The 19,608-nt window shown below is 75.0% G+C and carries 18 protein-coding genes; 15 read left to right on the top strand and 3 right to left on the bottom strand.

The window, feature by feature from the left end:
- The first annotated feature begins 37 nt into the window (after positions 1 to 37).
- The 5 genes from ABZT87_RS18630 (at position 38) to ABZT87_RS18610 (ending at position 7,477) form a co-directional block, all read left to right on the top strand.
- Entirely contained in the window at positions 38 to 1,213 is a 1,176-nt protein-coding gene (locus ABZT87_RS18630; protein ID WP_355136895.1) for an extracellular solute-binding protein, read from the top strand.
- Positions 1,210 to 2,979 carry a hypothetical protein gene (locus ABZT87_RS18625; RefSeq protein ID WP_355136893.1) on the top strand — a complete coding sequence of 590 codons (1,770 nt, stop codon included), beginning with the start codon at positions 1,210 to 1,212 and terminating at the stop codon, positions 2,977 to 2,979. Before ABZT87_RS18630 ends, ABZT87_RS18625 begins: the two co-directional genes overlap by 4 nt.
- Positions 2,976 to 5,354 carry a tetratricopeptide repeat protein gene (locus ABZT87_RS18620; protein WP_355136891.1) on the top strand — a complete coding sequence of 793 codons (2,379 nt, stop codon included), beginning with the start codon at positions 2,976 to 2,978 and terminating at the stop codon, positions 5,352 to 5,354. The genes ABZT87_RS18625 and ABZT87_RS18620 overlap by 4 nt, the downstream gene beginning before the upstream one ends.
- 72 nt (positions 5,355 to 5,426) lie before the next feature.
- A complete protein-coding gene (locus ABZT87_RS18615) occupies positions 5,427 to 6,050 on the top strand; it encodes an ABC transporter ATP-binding protein (RefSeq protein WP_355068297.1) in 624 nt (207 codons plus the stop codon).
- Positions 6,047 to 7,477 carry a DUF6297 family protein gene (locus ABZT87_RS18610; RefSeq protein WP_355136889.1) on the top strand — a complete coding sequence of 477 codons (1,431 nt, stop codon included), beginning with the start codon at positions 6,047 to 6,049 and terminating at the stop codon, positions 7,475 to 7,477. The genes ABZT87_RS18615 and ABZT87_RS18610 overlap by 4 nt, the downstream gene beginning before the upstream one ends.
- On the opposite strand, the gene ABZT87_RS18605 is transcribed toward ABZT87_RS18610, so the two are convergent.
- Positions 7,421 to 8,974, bottom strand: a complete 1,554-nt coding sequence (locus ABZT87_RS18605) for a PLP-dependent aminotransferase family protein (protein WP_355136887.1) — start codon at positions 8,972 to 8,974, stop codon at positions 7,421 to 7,423. The genes ABZT87_RS18610 and ABZT87_RS18605 overlap by 57 nt on opposite strands.
- 62 nt (positions 8,975 to 9,036) lie before the next feature.
- Between ABZT87_RS18605 and ABZT87_RS18600 the strand changes: the two genes are divergently transcribed.
- The 6 genes from ABZT87_RS18600 to ABZT87_RS18575 all read left to right on the top strand — a co-directional run bounded on the left by ABZT87_RS18600 (position 9,037) and on the right by ABZT87_RS18575 (position 14,054).
- Entirely contained in the window at positions 9,037 to 9,648 is a 612-nt protein-coding gene (locus ABZT87_RS18600; protein WP_355136885.1) for a LysE family translocator, read from the top strand.
- Positions 9,649 to 9,656: 8 nt separating this feature from the next.
- Positions 9,657 to 10,403 (top strand): phenylalanine--tRNA ligase beta subunit-related protein, encoded by a 747-nt coding sequence (locus ABZT87_RS18595; RefSeq protein ID WP_355136883.1) that lies wholly within the window; start codon positions 9,657 to 9,659, stop codon positions 10,401 to 10,403.
- Between the two features lie 93 nt (positions 10,404 to 10,496).
- Entirely contained in the window at positions 10,497 to 11,303 is an 807-nt protein-coding gene (locus ABZT87_RS18590) for an SDR family oxidoreductase (RefSeq protein WP_355136881.1), read from the top strand.
- 225 nt (positions 11,304 to 11,528) lie between these two features.
- A complete protein-coding gene (locus tag ABZT87_RS18585; protein WP_355136879.1) occupies positions 11,529 to 12,632 on the top strand; it encodes a DUF5919 domain-containing protein in 1,104 nt (367 codons plus the stop codon).
- Between the two features lie 77 nt (positions 12,633 to 12,709).
- On the top strand, positions 12,710 to 13,597 hold the full coding sequence (locus tag ABZT87_RS18580) for a pentapeptide repeat-containing protein (protein ID WP_355136877.1): 888 nt from the start codon (positions 12,710 to 12,712) through the stop codon (positions 13,595 to 13,597).
- 202 nt (positions 13,598 to 13,799) lie between these two features.
- Complete coding sequence (locus ABZT87_RS18575; protein ID WP_355068283.1) at positions 13,800 to 14,054, top strand: preprotein translocase YidC; 255 nt, start codon at positions 13,800 to 13,802, stop codon at positions 14,052 to 14,054.
- Here the strand turns inward: ABZT87_RS18575 and rnhA are convergent.
- Positions 14,051 to 14,524 (bottom strand): ribonuclease HI, encoded by a 474-nt coding sequence (rnhA, locus tag ABZT87_RS18570; protein WP_007459445.1) that lies wholly within the window; start codon positions 14,522 to 14,524, stop codon positions 14,051 to 14,053. The two genes, ABZT87_RS18575 and rnhA, sit on opposite strands and share 4 nt — an antisense overlap.
- Positions 14,525 to 14,607: 83 nt before the next feature.
- On the opposite strand from rnhA, the gene ABZT87_RS18565 reads away from it, so the two are divergent.
- Both ABZT87_RS18565 and ABZT87_RS18560 read left to right on the top strand, forming a co-directional pair.
- Positions 14,608 to 15,336 carry a tyrosine-protein phosphatase gene (locus tag ABZT87_RS18565; RefSeq protein WP_355136875.1) on the top strand — a complete coding sequence of 243 codons (729 nt, stop codon included), beginning with the start codon at positions 14,608 to 14,610 and terminating at the stop codon, positions 15,334 to 15,336.
- A 75-nt stretch (positions 15,337 to 15,411) separates the two neighbouring features.
- Positions 15,412 to 16,521 (top strand): serine hydrolase domain-containing protein, encoded by a 1,110-nt coding sequence (locus tag ABZT87_RS18560; protein ID WP_354861282.1) that lies wholly within the window; start codon positions 15,412 to 15,414, stop codon positions 16,519 to 16,521.
- Between the two features lie 10 nt (positions 16,522 to 16,531).
- On the opposite strand, the gene ABZT87_RS18555 is transcribed toward ABZT87_RS18560, so the two are convergent.
- Positions 16,532 to 17,785 carry a lycopene cyclase family protein gene (locus tag ABZT87_RS18555; RefSeq protein WP_354861280.1) on the bottom strand — a complete coding sequence of 418 codons (1,254 nt, stop codon included), beginning with the start codon at positions 17,783 to 17,785 and terminating at the stop codon, positions 16,532 to 16,534.
- A 135-nt stretch (positions 17,786 to 17,920) separates the two neighbouring features.
- Between ABZT87_RS18555 and ABZT87_RS18550 the strand changes: the two genes are divergently transcribed.
- Complete coding sequence (locus ABZT87_RS18550; protein ID WP_355068280.1) at positions 17,921 to 18,757, top strand: metalloregulator ArsR/SmtB family transcription factor; 837 nt, start codon at positions 17,921 to 17,923, stop codon at positions 18,755 to 18,757.
- 294 nt (positions 18,758 to 19,051) lie between these two features.
- Positions 19,052 to 19,546: a hypothetical protein gene (locus ABZT87_RS18545; protein ID WP_355136873.1), complete on the top strand. Its 495-nt coding sequence runs from the start codon at positions 19,052 to 19,054 to the stop codon at positions 19,544 to 19,546.
- Positions 19,547 to 19,608 lie beyond the last annotated feature (62 nt).

The raw sequence follows: 19,608 nt of genomic DNA, 5'->3' as shown, positions 1-19,608 counted from the left end.
GGCGACCTCGACCGGGTGTGCCGGCGGCAGCCGCTCGGTGCAGGTGGCGGTGGTGTGGAGCGGCAGCGAGCTGGACCGCTTCCGGGAGGTCGTGGCCACCTATCCCCACTCGGTGCGGGTGGTCAGCGCCGGCAACGACATCGACGCGTTCCTGCGCGCCCGACACCTCGCGGGCACCTCGCCGGACGTGGCGATCCTGTCGCGCCCCGGGCTGGTGACGGAGTACGCCGCGCGGGGTTGGCTGCGCCCGGTGCGCCCCTCGACCGAGTACGCGGTGCCCATCGGGCTCAGCGACCTGCTGATGGCCGGCGGGCAGCGCTACGGCGTCTGGGTGAAGGCCGCGCACAAGTCGCTGGTCTGGCACCTGCCCTCAATGCTGCCCGAGCAGCCGACCAGCTGGGACGAGCTGGTCTCGCTGACCCGCCGTCTCGGCGCGCTCGCCCGGCGTGGCGCCGGCCCGGCGCCGCTGGCGATCGGCGCGGCGGACGGCTGGGTGCTCACCGACTGGTTCGAGAACGTGCTGGCCGACCTCGCGCCGACCGCCTACGACGCCCTCGCCGCGTCCGACGGCGACTGGCAGGGCCGGCCGGTGCGCGACACCCTGGACCGGCTCGCCGAGCTGTGGAGCATCGACGGCGCCTTCCCCGGCGGCGGCCGGCGCGCCCTGCTCACCCAGTACGAGGAGTCGGTGATCCAGGTGGTGCGCTCCCGACGGGCGGTGATGGTCTTCGAGGCCGACTTCACCGCCGAGGTGGTCGGCCGCTTCCGTGGCGCCGAGGAGCCGGTCACCTTCCGGTTCCCGAGCGCCGGTACGGGCGGCGGCGCGCTGATCGTGGGCGGGGACGTGGCGGTGGTGTTCGCCGACGCCCGGGGCGGGGTGGAGCTGGTCGAGTGGCTGACCCGGGCCGACTCGTTCCAGCCCTGGCTGCGCGCCGGCGGCTACCTGTCGCCGAACACCACAATCGCGCTCACCGACTACGCCGACCCGGTCCGTCGCCAGCTGGCCCGCGAGATGCGCGGCCCCGACACCCTGCACTTCGACCTCTCCGACCAACTGCCCGGGGCGTTCACCGGCTCCGACGGAGTGGGCATCTGGCGGATCATGCAGGACTTCTTCGCCGACGTCACCGACGGTGTCTCCGCCGGTGAGGCGGTTCGCCGGGCCACCGGGCAGCTCGCGGCGGCGGCTCGCGACGCGGGCGGTGGCCGATGAGCCAGGTCAAGGTGCTCGGCGAGCTGGCGGTGCTGGACGACGTGGGCCCGCCCCGGCGCGGCCGGGCCTACCCGGCGGCCGGGGCGACCTCCGCGCTGCTGCTGCCGGCCGCGTTGCTGCTCGGCGCGCTGGTGCTGTGGCCGGTGCTGCGCACGCTGCACGCCAGCGTCACCACCGACGGTCGCTGGGTCGGCGCGGAGCACTTCCGCGCGGCGCTCGCCGCGCCCGGCACGGGCGCGGTGGTCGGCCGGACGGTGCTGTGGGCGGTGCTGGTGCCGGCGGTGGTGACGGCGCTGGGCTACCTGTTCGCCGTGGCGTCCCGCCGTTCCCAGGAGGGCGGGCTGGTCCGCCTGATCCTGCTGGTGCCGGTGGCGTTGCCGCTGGTCGTCACCGGGGTGACCTTCCGCCTCATGTACGACCCCGACCCGACCCGGGGCCTGGCCACCCTGCTCGCGGCACGGCTGACCGGCCGGTCGGACGACAACGCGCCGCAACTGCTCGGGCCGGGCCTGGTCACGGTGGCGCTGATGTCGGCGTTCGTCTGGGCGTGGGTGGGTCTGGCCGTGCTGGTCTTCCGGGCCGCACTGGACCGGCTGCCGCCGAGCCTCGCCGACGCGGTCCGCGCCTATGGCGGCGGCCGACGACACGTCCTGTGGGACGCGCAGTGGCGACCGCTGCTGCTGCGCACCGTCGCGGTGGTCTTCGCGCTGGTGGCGCTCGGCACCAGCCGGACCTTCGACCTGATCCTCGTCATGACGCCCGGGTCGGTCCGCGACGACGCGGCGGTGCTCGCGTTGCGGGTCTGGCAGACCTCGGGCGGCACCACCACCGGGCAGGGCGCCGCGCTCGGCGTCGTCTGGCTGGCGGCGGTGGCCGCCGGGATGCTGGTGGCGGCGTTCTTCGTCCGCCAGGCGTGGCCGCCACCCCGCGTCGAGGCGACACCCGGGCCCGCCCCGACGACGACGCCGCCGCGACGACTGTTCCGGCTGCTCGCCGCGGGCGGCGCGGTGGCCTGGCTGATCCCGCTCGTGGTGCTCGTGGCGACCTCCGCGCACGGGCAGGTGAACGCCGCCGCACGGGGCTGGTGGTCGGCTCCGCCCGGGACGGGCTCCTACGCGGCGCTGCTCGGTGGCGGCGAGCTGTGGCGGGCGCTGGGCTTCACGCTGCTGTTGGCGACCGTCGTCACCGCCTCGGTGCTGGTCGTCGCGCTGCTGGCCGCGTACCCGCTGGCGTGGCTGACCGGGCCGGCCGCGCAGGCGACCGGGCTGCTGCTGATGGCCGCCACAGTCGTCCCGGTGCAGGTGATCGCCGGGCCGGTCAACGAGGTGCTCGGCGTGGTGCTCTCCTCCGGCACCGCCCGCGGGCTGGCCCTGGTGCACGTGGCGCTGGGGGTGCCGTTCGCAGTGCTGGTGCTGCGCAACGCGTTCGCCGACCTGCCGGCCGAGCAGGTGCGGGGCGCCCGGCTGGGCGGTCGGCGCTGGTGGGGCACCCTGCACCGGCTGGCCCGGCACAACCTGCCGGCCGTGATCGCCGTCTCGGTGCTGGAGTTCGTCCAGGTCTGGAACGACCTGGCCGTGGGCCTGCTGTTCAGCGGGCCGGAGGCCACGCCGCTCGGGCTGTTCCTGGCCGGGCAGAGCCGCGGTTTCGTGTCCAACAGTGGCGTCCTGGCCGCCGGGTCGGTGCTCGCCTCGGTGCTTCCGGTGGTGCTGATGGTGCTCGCCCGACGGCAGCTCGTCGCCGGGCTGGTCTCCGGGGGCGTGCGGTGACCGGCCCCACCGGTCCCGGCCGGACGCCACGCTGGCCGGTGCTCGTGACGATCGGCACGCTGCTCAGCGGCGTCTTCGGCAACTTGGCCAGCAACCTGCTGTCCGAGTTCGCGGCAAGTGTGCTCGGCCCGGCAAGCATCGTGGTGGCGGTCCTCGGCGGCGTCGGTTTCGTGGTGTTCGAGCTGCGCCGACGACGTGCCGTCCGGGAGACCGGCCCGGAGCCCACCGACGTCGTCACCACACCGCTGACCGACGTGCCCACCCTGCCGTACACGGCCGGGTTCGCCGGCCGCGAGGAGCACGTCCAGGCGGTGCTCGACCTGCTCGCTCGCGAACACGCGGTGGCGGTGCTGGGCCGGCGGGCGGTGGGCACGTCCGCCTGCGCCGTCCAGGCGGCGAACCTGTGCCGGGAGGACTTCCCGGACGGGCAGTACCATTTCGACCTGCGCCGCGGTGGTCGTCCCCGCTCCGCGCGGCAGGTGCTCACCGCGCTGGCGGGCGTCCTGGGCACCGCGCCACCGACGTCGGGCCGCCCGGACGCCCTCGCGGCCGCCGCCGCCGCGCTGCGCCGCAAGCTCGACGGTCGCAAGATCCTGCTGGTGCTGGACAACGTCGACCGTCCCGAGCAGGTCCGCGCGTTGCTGCCGCCGACCGCCCGCACCTGCCGGCTGCTGCTGGCCGGCGGCCCCGCGCTCAGCGGCCTGGGCGGCGTGGTGGAGCACTGGATCGCCGAGCCCGGTCCGGACGAGGCGGTCGAGCTGTTCGCGGCGGCCGGTGGGGCCGCGCCCGCCGCCCGGATCCGCCGCGCCGACCCGCGCACCGACCCGGCGGTACGCGAGATCGTCGACCTGTGCGGGCGGCAGCCCCGCACCGTGCGGGCGCTCGGTTACCGCACCGCCCAGCACGGCTGGCGGCACTCCGACGTGCTGGACGCGCTGCGGCGTGCGGTGCGCACCCCGCCGCACCAGCGCGTCGCCGTCTCGCCGGCGGCCCAGCTCGTCACCGAACGGGACACCGCGTACCGGGCGCTGACCCGCGAGGCGCGTCGGCTGTACCGGCTGATGTCGCTGACCCCCGCCCCGGTGGACCGGCCGACCATCGCCGCGCTGGCCCGCCGCCATCCCGAGCGGGTGAGCGCGCTTCTCGATGAGTTGGCCGCCGCCGCGTTCGTGGTCGGCGCGAGCGGCGACCGGTACGAGGTCCGCCCGCTGCTCGCCGCGAACGCCCGGCTGCACCTGCGCGACGCCGAGCCGGCCCGCTCCCGGGTCGCCGCGCAGGCCCGGCTCACCCGGCACCTGGCCCGCCGGGCCGAGAGACACGCGGCCAACCTGGCCGTGCTCGGCTCCCCGCCGGACCGGGAGTGGTCGCTGCCGCTCGACGACGACCCGTACGGCTGGTTCGACCTGCACCAGGAGCTGCTGCTGGCGGTGGTCCGGGTGCCGGCCGGAGCGGCCGAGACGCTGCCCCGTCGGGTCCGCCGGTGGTGGTTCCGGTTGGCCGTGGCGCTGTGCGGGTGGCTCGCGCACGTCGAGCGGCTCGACGAGTGGGAGCAGGTCTGCCGCACGGTCCTGGCCACCCCGACCGCCGACGACCGGCCGGAGATCGCCGGGTGGGCGCACAACGAGCTGGGTGTGCTGCGCCGACGCCGGCACGACCCGCAGGGCGCGGCGGCGGCGCTCACCCTCGCGGTGGCCGAGCGCGGCCGGCGGGGCACCGCCCAGGCACGGATGAACCTCGGCCTGGCCCTGCTCGATCTCGGGCAGCTCGACGACGCGGTGGAGCACCTGGAGCTGTCCCGCCGGCACCGCTCGTCGGCGGACCGCGCCGGGCATGCCCTCACCGACCTGGGCCTGGGCGCGGCGCAACTGGCCCGGGGTGAGCTGGACAGCGCGCACCACCACCTGGTGCGGGCGGCGAACACGTTCCGGTCGGTGGGTGACGCGCGCGGCTACGCCGCGGCGCTGACCAACCTGGTGCTGGTGCACGCGACCCTCGGCGAGCACCTGGACGCGGCGCAGGCGTGGCGGGCCGCCCTGCGCGAGTACGAGTCGGTCAACGACCCGACCAGCCGCGCCGCGGCGCTGCTCAACGCCGGCGCGACGCTGCTGACCAGCACGCCGGGGCAGGCGCGGGCGGCGTACGAGCTGCTGGCCGAGAGCCGGCGGCTGCGGGCGGAGGCCCGGCCCACGGCGGGGCTGGGCCGCACCCTGCTGTACCTGGGCGACGCCGCCGCCGCGCTGGGCGACGGGGCCGAGGCGCGGCGGCTCTGGGCGGACGCGGCGACGGTGGCCGAGGAGGTCGCCGACGACCGGGCCCTGGCCGCCGCGGACGACCGCCTGGAGCAGGACGCCGACGCGCCGCCGGCCGGCCTCTGAACCGCGTGGCCCGCCGGGCCGGCGTGATGTCCATCGCTCGCGTTGGCCGGTGGCACGGGTCTGGGAGAGTGTGTGACCGTGGACGCTCTCTCGGTGCGGGGACTCAGCCGCAACTTCGGCAACCTGGTCGTGCTCGACGACGTGAGCTTCACGCTGGCGGCGGGTCGGATCGCGGTGCTGCTGGGCCCCAACGGCAGCGGCAAGACCACCCTGCTGCGGTGCGTGGTCGGCGCCGACCGTCCGGACGCCGGTGAGGTGCTGGTGCAGGGCCGCCGGGCCGACGAGACCGATCCGCAGGTGCGGGCGCTGGTCGCGGCCGCCCTGGACGACATCGACTTCTTCCCCGACCTGTCGGTGGTCGAGCACCTGGAGCTGGTCGCGTACGCCCACGGGGGCGACGCCGAGCCGGTCGAGGAGGTGCTCGCCGAGCTGGGCCTGGAACCGGCCCGCGACCAGCTGCCGGTGACCCTGTCCAGTGGGCAGCGCCGCCGACTGGCGCTAGCGTCGTGCTTCGTACGCCCACGACGGGTGCTGATCCTGGACGAGCCGGAGCAGCGGTTGGACGTACGCGGCCGGCAGTGGCTGGCCGACCGGCTGCGCCGGGAACGGGACGCCGGCACCGCCGTGCTGCTGGCCTCGCACGACCCGGAGCTGATCGACGCGGTGGTCGACGAGCGGATCGAGATCGGTCGGTGAGCGCCCCGCCGGCCACGATCGCCGAGACACCCGCCGGACTGCCCACCGCCCGGCAGGTGCGTACGCACCTGCGCCGGGCCCGCCGCCGCCACCACGAGCATTCCCTCGGCGACGTGCTGGGCGACGCGTACGTCATCGTGCTCTTCGTGGGCATGTACGGCTGGTTCGCGGTCAGCGCCAGCCGCGACGTGCTGGTCTCCCCCACCGTCGGCCGCGCCGACGAGGGGGTGCGCTGGTGGCTGGCGGTCGCCGCGCTGCTGGCTGGCGCGGGGCTCGCCTGGCGGGGTCTGCGCGCGCTCGGCCCGCTGCTGGTGACCCCGGCCACCCAGAGCTGGGTGACCAGCGCCCCGGTCGACCGGCGGGCCTGGCTGGCGCCGCGCCTCGGCGTCCTGCTGGCGGGCGCGGCGGCCGGCACGGCGCTGCTCGCGGTCGCCGTGGCCGTGCTGGGCGGCGTCACCCAGCTGGGTGCGGTGGGCTGGGCCGCGGCGGCCGGCGCCGGGTGGGGCGCCGCCGCGCTCGCCCTGAGCGTCGTCGCCCAGAGCAGCCGGGCGGGCCGCCGCTGGCCGACGGTGGTCGGGGCGGCGCCGATGGTGACGGCCGCCGTCGTCGCGACAGTGGTGGTGATCGCCGGTCGCCTCGGCGACGAACTGCCCCGGCCGGCGGCGCTGCCGACCGGCGCGCTGGTCGCGGTCGGGGTGCCCCTCGCGGTCCTCGGCACGGTTCTCGCCGTGCGCGCGCTGCCCCGGGTGGACCGGGCCACGCTGACGACCGGCGCGCAGTTCGCCAACGCCGCCGCGACGGCCACGATCCTGCTCGACCCGAGCATGCTCACCAGCCTGGTGGAGAGCCGGCGGTGGCGGCGCATCGGCCGGGTCCGCAGCCGCCGCTTCCTGCCCGGCCCGGCGTGGTGGGCGCTGCTGCAGGCCGACGTACGCCGACTGCGCCGCCACCCCAGCGCCCTGCTGATCTGGGCCGGGCTGATCGGCGTCCAGTACGCCGCCGCGCTCGCCCTGCCGGGGCTCGCCGGGGCCACTCAGGTGGTGTTCGCCTACTTCGCCACCGACCGGCTCACCGGTGGCCTGCGCGCGGTCAGTCGGTCACCCGGGCTGCGCCGGGCGCTCGGTGGCAGCGACGCGGCGCTGCGCGGAATCCACGTGGTGGTGCCGGCGGTCGGCGCGGGCGTGTGGTGGCTGCTGACCCTGCCGAGTCTGCCGACCCTCGACGCCGGACCGACCTGGCTCGCGCCGACGCTGGCGGTCGGGGTGGTGGCCGCCGCCTGGCGGGCCGGCACCCGCCCGCCGATCAACTACGGCGGCGCGACGGTCAACACGCCGTTCGGGATGGTCCCGGTCGACCTGCTGCGCCAGGGCTCACGCGGGCCGGCGCTGCTGGCCGTGCTCGTGCTCGTCCAGCTCTTCCTGGGCTGAGCGAGCCGGCCGACCGGTCGGCCGCAGCGCGGCGGCGATGGCGGCGACGCCCTCGTCGATCTCCGTCGCCGTCCGGGCCGCGTAGCCGAGCACCAGGCCGGGCCGGTGTGGCCGCTGGCAGTGCCAGGACAGGGGCTGCACCTTCACCCCGCGCGCCAGCGTCGCCGCCGCCACCTCCGTGTCCGCCACGGCGGCGTCGTCCAGGGTGATCGTCAGGTGCAGCCCGGCCGCGGCGCCGTGCACCGTGGCAGTCGGCAGGTGCCGGGCCAGGGCGGCGATCATCGCGTCCCGGCGGCGGGTGTGCCGGCGGCGCAGCAGCCGCAGGTGCCGCTCCAGCGCGCCGGAGGTCATCAGCTCCGCCAGGACCAGCTGCGGCAGCACCGCGTTGCCCAGATCGGCGTTGCGTTTGGCGGCCACCACCGCCGCCCGCAATCGCCTCGGCACGAGCAGCCAGCCGACCCGCAGCGCCGGGGCGAGCAGTTTGGACACGCTTCCGGCGTAGCAGACCTGCTCGGGCAGCAGGCCCCGCAGCGCCGGCACCGGGGGCCGGTCGTAGCGGTGCTCGGCGTCGTAGTCGTCCTCGATGATCAGACCGCCGGCCCGCGCCCAGTCGAGGAGTTGGCGGCGCCGGTCACCGTCGAGCACCACGCCGGTCGGGAACTGGTGCGCGGGCGTGAGCAACACCGCGCGCAGGCCGCTGGCGACCAGTTCGTCGACGCGCAGCCCGGCGTCGTCCACGCTGATCGGCGGGGTGACGACCTGCCAGTTGTTCAGGTGCTGCCGTACGCCGAGCGAGCCCGGCTCCTCGACCGCGATGCGATCGATGCCGGCCGGGCGGAGCGCCTGGGCGAGGAGCCCGACCGCCTGGGACACCCCGGCCACGATGATCACGTCGACCGGGTCGACGGTGATGCCCCGGTTGCGGGCCAGCCAGGTGGCGACGGCCCCGCGCAGCGCGGGCGCGCCGCACGGGTCGCCGTAACCGAGGTCCGCCGCGGCGACACGGCGGAGCACGGCCCGTTCCGACCGCAGCCAGTCCGCGCGGGGAAAGGCGGTCAGGTCGGGTACGCCGGGAGTCAGGTCGATCGTCGCGCGGGCCGCGCGTACCGCGTCGAAGATGTCGCTGCCGGGCGTCGGTGGGAAGAGCGCGGCCGGTTCCGCCGGCGCGGCCGGGGCGGGCGGCGGCGCGGGCGGCGCCCCCGGGGCGCCGACGACCACCGTTCCGGCCCGGCCCCGGCCGGTGAGATGCCCCTCCTCGGTGAGCCGCTGGTACGCCTCGGTGACCACGCCCCGGGAGACGCCGAGGTCGGCGGCGAGCACCCGGGTGGCGGGGAGTCGAGCGCCGATCGGCACCCGCCCCTCGGCGATCGCCTGGCGTAGCCGGCCGGCGAGCCAGTCGGCACGCCCGCCGGGGGGCGCGTCGGCGACGGTGAGGTGCAGAAAATCCGACCCGGCCGTTATGGACCTCTCGGAGTCGTTCGCTTTGGCCCTGCTCACCGGACCATCTTGGCAGCAGAGTGGGCCGTAGACACCCCGCCCGACTCCGCCGGAGGACGACCGTGAGCATCCCCTTTCTGATCACCGCCCTGATCGTGGTGATCACCCCCGGCACCGGGGTGTTCTTCACCGTCTCCGCCGGACTGTCCCGGGGCGCCCGGGCCGGCGTGCTGGCCGCGTTCGCCTGCACGCTGGGCGTGGTGCCGCATCTGCTGGCGGCGTTGACCGGGCTGGCGGCGCTGTTGCAGGCGAACGCCACGGCGTTCGAGGCCGTCCGGTACCTGGGCGTCGGCTACCTGCTCTATCTGGGCTGGTCGACGATCCGCGACCGCAGCGCCTTCGCGGCGACGAGCGAACGCCCACCCCGCTCGGCGGCCCGGGTGATCGTCTCCGGTGTGCTGGTCAACCTGCTCAACCCGAAGCCGACGCTGTTCTTCGTCGCGTTCCTCCCGCAGTTCGTGGACACCACCGCCCCGGGCTCGGCCCGGGCGATGCTCGCCTGCGGCGTGGTGTTCATGCTGCTCACCTTCGTGGTGTTCAGCGGCTACGGCGTCTTCGCCGCCCGCCTGCGGGACCGGGTGCTGACCCGCCCCCGCGTCACCGACTGGCTGCGCCGGTCCGTCGCCGGCACGTTCGTCGCGCTCGGCGTGACGCTCGCCCTCACCGAACGATAGGGAGCCTGATGCAGTTCGAGCACTCGGCGCAGCTTCGCGCCGCACATCCCGACCTGGTCGCCGGCGTGGTGCACGCGACCGGGATCACCGCCACGGCCGACGTGGCGCAGCGCACGGCCGGCTACCTCGCCCTCGCCCGGAAGCGGTTGGCCGACGGCGCCGAGAGCACCTTCGGGGAGATCCAGGCGTGGCGGCGGGCGTACGCGGCCATGGGATTACGACCCACCAAGTACCGGTGCGCGGCCGAAGCCCTGCTGCGCCGGCTACGTCTGGACGGCGAACTGCCCCGCGTGCACCCGCTGGTCGATCTCTGCAACGCCGTCTCGGCGGCCTACGCCATCCCCATCGCCGTTCTCGACCTGGACCGGGTCGACGGCGACCTGGTGGTCCGGCCGGCGCACGGCGACGAGGAGTACCTCAGCTTCGCCAGCGACACCGAGCATCCCGAGCCGGGCGAGGTGACCTACGCCGACGCCTCCGGACGGGCCCACGCACGGCGCTGGGTCAACCGGCAGAGCGGCTATTCCGCCGTGCGGGCCGGCACCTCGTCCGTGCTGATCGTCGCCGAGGCGCTGCACACCGACGCCGAAGCTGACGTGACCGGCCTGGTCGCCACGCTGGTGGCCGAGTTGACCGACGGGTGGGGCGCACCGGCGACGTCCGCCGTGCTCACCGCCGCCACGCCCCGTTTCCACGTGCCGGCGGCCGTCGGCGTACCCGGTCAGGCATCGTCGCCGGGGGTGAGGTGGCGGTAGCCGGGGATGGTTTCGACGCGGACGCAGGAGTGTGAATCGGGTGATCCGCGTGCGGCGACGGTACGCCCCACCCGGTCGGGGTACTGCGCAGCCATGCCCCAGCGATACGACAACTACCCGAGGATCGCCGTGGTCACCGGCGCGGACTCCGGTATCGGCAAGGCCAGCGCGGTCGCCCTGGCCGAGGCCGGCTTCGACATCGGCATCACCTGGTACGGCGATCCCGACGGCGCCGAGCGGACCGCGACCGAGGTCCGCGCCACCGGGCGGCGGTGCGAGGTCGCCGAGGTGGACTTCACCCGCCTGCCGGACGCGGCCGCGGTGATCGACGAGCTGGCCGACCGGCTCGGCGGCATCGGGGTGCTGGTCAACAACGCCGGCACGGGCATCTCGACGCCGTTCGTCGACACCGGCTGGGACCAGTGGCGCGAGGTGCTCGCCGTGGACCTCGACGCGCCCTTCCTGTGCGCGCAGCGGGCCGCGCGACGGATGCGGGCCGCCGGCGCCGGCGGACGGATCATCAGCATCACCAGCGTGCACGAGCACGCGCCCCGGGTGGGTTCCGCCGCGTACTGCGCCGCGAAGGGTGGCCTCGGGCTGCTGACCCGGGTGATGGCCCAGGAGTTGGCCGCCGACGGGATCACCGTCAACGCCGTCGCTCCGGGCGAGATCGCCACGCCGATGACCGGTCAGGAGGACGTCGACCCGTTCACCCAGGAGCGGCCCGGCGTGCCGGTGGGACGACCCGGCGACGCCCGGGAGGTGGCGGCCGTGGTCGCGCTGCTCGCCTCCCCCGCCGCCAGCTACGTCACCGGGGCGTCCTGGCCCGTCGACGGCGGCATGCTGCTGATGGGCCCGCAGGCCGCCGCGTTGACCACCGACGACTGGCGACGGGTCTGAGGGTCGTCAGCTCAGTCAGGGCGGCGAGCAGGGCCTTCTCGCGTTCGTCGTCGTCCATCCACCCCTACCCTCCGCAGTCGCCCTGCCCCGTTACCGTCACCTGAGAAGCGGTCGAGACGGCCCGGCCGGCGAACCCGTCGGTCGCGAACGGGACAGCGAGCGGCAAAGCCGGCACGTATCCTCCGCATCTCGATGATCGGCGGGGCCAGGACGGAAGGGGACCGGATGCCCGACTGGGCTGGTCGGGGCGACCGTGGCGGCCGACAACGACGTGCCTTCGGCGTCGGTGGGGCGTTGCTCGGGATCGCCCTCGTGCTGCTGCTGGCCGCCTGGCGCAGCAGCGGTTTCCTCAGCGACCTGCTGCTCAACATCGGCTCCAGCGTGGTCCTCGCGGCCATCTCGTACGTCATCTTCGACCCGCTGTTCGAGGAGGCCCGCAGGGCGCGGGTGCAGGAGCACCTGAGCTTCGACCAGCACGCCTTCGTGACCCGGCTGCACCGCTCCGGACGCCGGGTACGGATCCTCGACACCTGGACGATCCTGCTGGAGGACACGCAACGCGAGGAGGCGCTGCGGGGGGTGCGGGCGGCGCTCGCCAACGGCGCGCAGGTGCAGTTGCTCCTGCTGGACCCGGACTGCACGGCCGCGCAGCAGCGCTCGGAGGAGTTGGAGCGGCAGCGGGTGGACGTACCGCGCCAGATCCGCACCAACCTGCGGCACCTGGCGCTGTTCCAGGACTCGCTCGACGCCCGACTGCGGCACCGGTTGCAGGTTCGGCTCTACGACGCGTCCCCGTCGATCCAGCTCTACCAGTGGGACAGCCGGGCGCTGATCTCGTTCTTCCCGATCGGGAAGCTGTCGTTCAACGTGCCCCAGCTCGAGGTCGACATGGACAGCCCCTGGGGCGGGTTCGTGCACGCCCGTTTCGAGGAGCTGTGGGAGCACGAGCAGGCGACGGTCAACCTGGAGCGGTACTGGTCGGTCGCCGTCACGCTGCGCCACGACGACTCCGACGTGGTCGAGGTGCAGGTGCCCTACGTGAGTGTGGAGGGGCAGCACTACGTCGACTGCGGTGTGTTCAAGGTGACCGGGCCGCTGACCGTGCGGGCCGTGCTGCCACCGCGCGCGCCGGGCGGCGCCCCGAAGGTGTTCGCCCTGGCCGAGCCGGTCGACGGGGACCGCACGCCGGCCGCCACCGTACGCAGGCACTTCGACCAGAAGTACGGCGGCGACGGGCAGCGGGAGATCCGCCGGCTGGTGCCGCCGCCGGACGGTTCGCGTACCCCCGCTCCTCGCTCCGCGACGGCCGGCGACGCGCACGGACGGTGACCCCCGACCCACTGGGTCGGGATGAGGCGCGGGACAATGGGGGTCGTCGCCTCGATCGCCAGGAGGACCGTTTCCCCGTGTCGACCCATCCCGCGCCGCCGTCGCAGTCGGCGCAGCTGCGCGCCGACTGCGCGCGCTGTTTCGGGTTGTGCTGCGTCGTTCCCGCCTTCGCCGCGTCGGCCGACTTCGCCATCGACAAGCCGGCCGGACGGGCCTGCCCGAACCTGCGCCCGGACCACCGCTGCGGCATCCACACGGAGCTGCGGGAGCGGGGGTTCGCCGGGTGCACGGTCTTCGACTGCTTCGGGGCCGGGCAGCAGGTCGCCCAGGTCACCTTCGGTGGCCGGGACTGGCGGGACGCCCCGGAGACACTGCCCGCGATGGCCGAGGCGTTCACGGTGCTGCGTCCGCTGCACGAACTGCTCTGGTATCTCGGCGAGGCGGTGTCGCTGCGCCCACCGGCCGCGCTGCGCGCCGAGCTGGAGCACGCCCGCGCCGAGCTGACCGCGCTCGCCGAGAGCGACCCGGCGCGGCTGGGCACCGTGGACGTCGACGCGCACCGGGCCCGCGTCAACCCGCTCCTGTCGCAGGTCAGTGACGCGGCCCGCTCCCCCGGCGGGATCGACCGGCGGGGGGCGCAGCTCCTCGGGGCGGACCTGCGCCGGGTGGACCTGCGCCGGGCCAACCTGCGCGGCGCGCTGCTGGTCGGCGCCGACCTGCGCGGCGTCGACCTGGGTCTGGCCGACGTCACGGGCGCCGACCTGCGCGGGGCCGACCTGCGCGGCGCGGACCTACGAGCCACCCTGTTCCTGCACCAGGCTCAGGTGGACGCCGCCCGGGGGGACGTCCGCACCGGGCTGCCGGCGACGCTGACCCGGCCGGCACACTGGACGGCGCTGGCGCTCACACCGGTACGCCGCCCCGCGCGGGCCGCCGCCCCGACCCGCCGGGGCCGCCGCCGCTGACGGCGGTGCGACGAGCCGCGCGGTACGCGGGCACGGCGGCTCCGGCCGGCCCCACACCCGTCGGCGGTCCCTGCGCCTGCCGAGCGCCGCGCCGGAGCCGGCCCCGCTCACCCAGACGGCTGCTGCCGCCGCGCGAGGTTTCGTGGGTGACGACGCCGGGTAGCCACGGCCGACGCGGACCGGCATCGACGGGGGGCACGGCGTGGGCTACCGAAAGCGCGACGGTGAGCTGCCGGGCGACCCGCAGCACAGCGAGGACGAGGCAGGCCAGGTGCCGTTGGTGCAGGTCGAGGCGGACACCGAGGTCCCGCCGCCGGCCGACACCGACGTGCCACCGGACATCGTCACCGAGGACAACAGCTCGGGCATGACCGGCGGCTCCTCCGGCAGCAGCGGCGGCGGGTCGAGCATGCCGGGGCACCCCGACGCGACCCGCCGAACCGAGCGGACGACCTAGCGGCTCGCCAGCGCCGCCCGCGCCTCGGTCATGCCCTTGTTGGCCAGACCGTCGGCGCGCTCGTTCTCCGGGTGACCGTTGTGCCCCTTCACCCACAGCCAGGTGACCTCGTGCCGCTCGCAGGCCGCCTCCAGCCGCTGCCACAGGTCGGCGTTCTTGACCGGCTGCTTCGCGGCCGTCCGCCAGCCGTTTCGCTTCCACGACGCCAGCCAGCTCGTGATGCCGTTACGCACATAGGTGCTGTCGGTGTGCAGCTCGACCGTGACGGGCCGGTTCAGGCTCTCCAGGGCCTGGATGGCCGCCATCAGCTCCATCCGGTTGTTGGTCGTCGGGGTCGCCTCGCCACCGCACAGCTCCCGCTCGTGGTCGCCGTAGCGCAGCAGGGCGCCCCAGCCGCCCGGTCCGGGGTTGCCGCTGCACGCCCCGTCGGTCCAGATCTGCACGCCCCTGCCGGCCGCCGCGTCCACCATGGCAGGCAACCTACCGGGCGGTGACCTCGCGCTGGCCCGTCGGGGGCCGCCACGCCGGGGCCGGAGGCACTAGGGTCTGCCGGATGGACCGGCACGTCGCGTTCGACCGTCTGCACAACTTCCGCGACCTCGGTGGTCACCGCACCGACGACGGGCGTACGGTCCGCTGGCGCCTGCTCTACCGCTCGGACTCGCTGGGCAAGCTGGCGGGCGCCGACCTGGACCGGTTCCACGCCCTCGGCGTCGGTACGGTGATCGACCTGCGGTATCCGTGGGAGATCGCCGCACGGGGTCGAGCACCACAGATCGACGGGCTGGCCTGGCACAACCTCAGCATCGAGCACCGCCCCTACGATCAGGCGACGATCGAGGAGAACGTCGACCCGTGGCGCTACCTCGCCAACCGGTACGCCGAGGTCGCCGAGGACGGGGTCGCCGAGCTGCGCCAGGCGTTGGAGGTGATCGCCGCCGCCGACGCGCCGCTGGCCTTCCACTGCGCGTCCGGCAAGGACCGCACCGGCCTGCTGGCCGCGCTGCTGCTGGCCCTGCTGGGCGTCGACGAGGAACAGATCGTCGCCGACTTCACGCGCACCGAGCTGGCCACCGAGCGCCTCATCGCCGACTGGCGGGCCCTGAACCCCGACCGCGAGCTGCGCTGGCCCGGGTACGGTCGCGCCCCCGAAGCCGTCATCCGGCACTTCCTGGCCGACCTGACCGCCGCGTACGGGTCGGTGGTCGGCTACGCCACCGACCGTCTCGGCGTGGACGAGTCGTTGACCACTCGGCTGCGGGGGCGGCTGCTCACCGACTGAGGGCACCGCGCAGGTCGCGCCGGTGGCCGATAATCATGCGCGCGATCGCTGCCTGCTCTGTCAGAGTCGACGACCGTGGACGGGAACTGGGACGGCCTGCGGGCCGACGTACGGCAGACGATCGACGAGCTGATCGCCAGCGGCCGGGAATCCGGGGTGCAGGTCGCCGCGTACCTCGACGGCGAGCCGATCCTGACGGTGCAGGCCGGGATCGCCGACCGGGCCACCGGCCGGGCACTGGGGGCGGACACCCCGGTCTGGAGCGCGTCCACCGGTAAGGCCGTCACCTCGACCGTGGTACACGTGCTGGCCGAGCGCGGCGAGCTGGACTACGACCTGCGGATCGCCGACGTGTGGCCGGAGTTCGCCCGGCACGGCAAGGAGCGGATCACCCTCCGGCACGCGCTCACCCACACCGCCGGCGTGCCCGTCCTGCCCGCCGACGTGACGCCGGAGGACTTCACCGACTGGGACCGGATGTGCGCCGTCGTGGCCGACGCGGAGCCGATCGCCCCACCCGGCGAGGTGAAGGCGTACCACGCGTGGACCTTCGGCTGGCTGGTCGGTGAGGTGGTCCGCCGGGTGACCGGCCGGCGCGTCTCGGCGGTGCTCGCTGAGGACGTGGCCGGGCCACTCGGTGTGGCCGACGAGCTGTACCTCGGTGTTCCGGCGGCCGAGCTGGGCCGGCTGGCCCGTGTCGAGGACCGCAACATGGCGGCGCTGTTCGACTACGCGAGTGCCAACCTGCCGAACTTCGACCGGGTCGCCCCGGCGGGCGTCCGACCGGGTGCGCAGGTCGGCAGCCGCGCCGACGTCCTGGCCGCCGATGTGCCGGCCACCGGCACCGTGACCGCGCGGGCGGCGGCACGGATGCTCGCGGCGCTGATCGGCGAGGTGGACGGTGTCCGGCTGATCTCGCCGGCCCGGCTGCGGGAGGCGACGACGCTGGACGGGCCGCCCGGACCGGAGTGGGTGTTCGGGCAGGAGGCGACCTGGGGCCTCGGGTACGCGGTGGACGACGACGGTTCGTTCGGCGCGGCCGGCAGCGGCGGCAGCCTCGCGTACGCGTACCCGGAGCTGGGGTTGACTATCGCGGCGACGAAGACGCTGCTCGGGGCCGGTGACGGTGACCCGATGGAGGACCTGCGCGTGCTGATCCGCGACCGGGTGACCGCCCGGCGCTGACCGGCCCGGGTCAGGTTTCCGAGTCGGCGACGGGCCGGAGCGGCCGGCCCACCACGGCCGCCGGGATGGCCGGCGCGGGCCGGGCGGGCCGCAGCCGGTCGCGCACGCGGTGCGCCGCGTCGCCGGCCGTGGCGGCGATCATCGGCAGCAGTCGAGTGGAGTTCATGATCGCGATCTCCTCGGCGGGGGTGGTGACGCCGTCGAGGAAGCGCAGGACCCGCTCGGGCGGGTTGCGGTCGAAGAGCCGATCGAAGAACTCGGGACCGCCGACGCCGCCCCGGTCCAGCGCGCGCAGCGCCACCGCGTCCATCCAGCGGTGCCGGGCCGGGTACGCGGCCTTCGGCACTGGCGGCTGGTTGGCGGCGAGCGCGCGGGCCACCTGGTCGGCCTGGCGGTACATGGCGGAGAAGGTGAAGCCGGTGGAGGGGCGGGTCGCGCCCCCGGCCGTGCCGAGGCGGACGACGCGCGGCGAGGGCCGGGCCGAGAACGGCGCGTCGGTCATCGGGATCACCCCGTTCTCCACCTCGCGGACCCGCAGCCCCGCCGGGTCGAGCCCGAGCAGGTCGCGGTAGCCGGCCAGCGCCCTGTCGTACCCGGCGTCGGTGAGCAGGCCGGGTGAGAACTCGGTGTACTCGACCAGGGCGTACCGGTCGCTGACCGGCAGCACGTAGCCGAAGGAGACGCCCCGGGCGGGCTGCGGGGTGCGGAAGTCCATGAGCACCGCCCGCCGCGGGTCGAACGCCGGGCGGTCGGACTCCAGCCACCAGCCGCGGAAGTGTTGCAACCAGGTCGTCCGCCCCGCTCGCGCGGGTGGGCGGGGGCGGGAGTCGAGCACCCAGCCGGCCCGTACGACACGCCCGTCGCCGGTGCGGACGACCACCCGGGTGCCGTCGTCGGTCACCGTCTCGGCCGGGGCGACGATCCGGACGGCGTCCAGCCGACGCTCGGCCTCGGCAGCCCGGTCGTAGACCGGGCCGGAGCGCAGCATGGCGTACCGCAGCGGGGTCAGGTCGAGGACGCGGCGCCGCGCGGGCGTCGCCACCTCGACCTGCCGCCAGCTCGCGCTCAGCAGCGGGTCGAGGTCGGCGCTCGGGTCGCCCCAGAACGCCCAGGTGCGGTCCTGGCCGCGCCGTCGCACCGGGTCGACGACGGCGATCCGCAGGTCGCGGACACCGTGCCGGTCCAGCGCGGCGAGCAGCAGCGAGGCGGCGCCCCCGCCGCCGAGCAGCGCGAGATCGACGTCGAGCGGGGCGGAATCGGTCACCGCACCACGCTGCCACACCGCCCCGGCGGCCGCACACGCCGCTCCGGCCACTCGACCCCGCGCGAGGTTGACACGCAACCATTCGGTTGCCTAAGCTATCGGCAACCGAATGGTTGCTTTTCAGGGGGGCGGCGGATGGACGAGGCGTTCCGGGCACTGGCCGATCCCAGCCGACGGCGGCTGCTCGACCGGCTCAACGCACGCAACGGCCAGACCCTGCGAGAACTCTGCGACGGGTTGCCGACGACCCGGCAGGCGGTCAGCAAGCACCTGTCGGTGCTGGAGGCAGCCGGCCTGGTGACGACCGTCCGGCGCGGCCGGGAGAAGGTGCACTTCCTCAACGCCGCCCCGATCAACGCCATCGCCGACCGGTGGCTGAGCCGCTACGACCGGCAGCGGGCGGCAGCGCTCGCCGACCTGAGCACCGCATTGGAGGAACAGCCCATGGCAAGCCCCACGTTCGTCTACACGACATACGTCACCACCACCCCGCAGCGACTGTGGGCCGCGCTGACGGAGCCCGCGTTCACCCGCCGCTACTGGGGTGGGGTCGCGCTGGTGTCCGACTGGCAGGTCGGATCACCGGTGCTGTGGCAGGACGCGCCGGAGGGCGAGCCTCGCGATCTCGGCCAGCGGGTGCTGGTCGCCGAGCCATACCGTCGCCTCTCCTACAGCTGGCACGGCTTCCAACCCGAGCACGCCGAGCACTTCGGCTGGTCCACCGAGGAGCTGGCCGCTCGGCTCGGCGAGCGCCGGTCGACGGTGACCTTCGAGATCGAGCCGCACGGGCCCTCGGCCGTCCGGTTGACCGTCATCCACCACGATTTCTCCCCGGACAGCGAGATGCACCGGGCGATCAGCGGTCAACTCGACGGCAGCGGCGGCTGGCCGGAGCTGCTGGCCAGCCTCAAGACCCTCCTGGAGACCGGCGAGCCGATGCCCGAACCGGCACCGGCCGAGCGGGCCGGCTGAGCGGGCCGGCGGGCATTCCCGCCGTGGTTGGGCCATACCTCGCCATCGGCCCAGCCGCGACAGCCCGACCCGAGCGGACATCGATCGGAGCACCGGCACCCCTCGGGCCGTCCGGGTCCAAGCGCTGCTCTCCCCCGCCTTCGGGTGGACACGTGACGGCAACGAAGGTTTCTCATTTTCACCTGATCGGGGTCCCAACCGACCTAGTGTTGGGCACACCGGTGCTAGTCACGGAGTTGGCCACCCGAACGACGTCCCACGCAGTCAGCGGACGAAAAGTGAGGGAAGACGCGTATGAAGGTCTCAACAGCACTCTGCTCTGCGGCGCTCGGCGTGGGCCTCGGCACGCTCCTGCTGCCGGGCGCCGCACTGGCCGACACCGTCGTGTCACCGGCCACCACGCCGGTCGGAGGAACCGTCGTGCTCACCGCGACGACCTGCAACCCGAAGTCGGGTGACGTCATCTTCCGGGTCACCGGACCCAACCGCGACGAGAACGTCCGATCCACCACGGCCGCCGCCGGCGGCGGCCTCAGCGCCGAACTGTTCACCGCCGGGTTCACCCTCGGCACGTACACGGTGGCCGCGACCTGCGGCGACGGCAGCTCGGCGGGCAGCGCCACGTTCACCGTCACCCCGATCGGTGGCGCCCAGGCCGGCTCGGGCGGCGACAACCGCGACGGTCGCGACGCGGGCGCCCTCGCCGCCGGAGGCACCCTGCTCGGCACCGCCGCCGCGGGCGCGGTGCTCCTGTTCCGCCGGCGTCGTCCGGTGTCCACCGTCGCCTGACCGGCGACGCGCTCCATCCCTGAGGACGGGTGCCCGTGCCGGTGACACCGGCACGGGCACCC

It is taken from the genome of Micromonospora sp. NPDC005237, from assembly GCF_040607775.1.
In the GTDB taxonomy this organism is placed as follows: domain Bacteria; phylum Actinomycetota; class Actinomycetes; order Mycobacteriales; family Micromonosporaceae; genus Micromonospora.
Note: the sequence above shows the minus strand (reverse complement) of the source record. Positions and strands in the feature narration are given on the sequence as shown.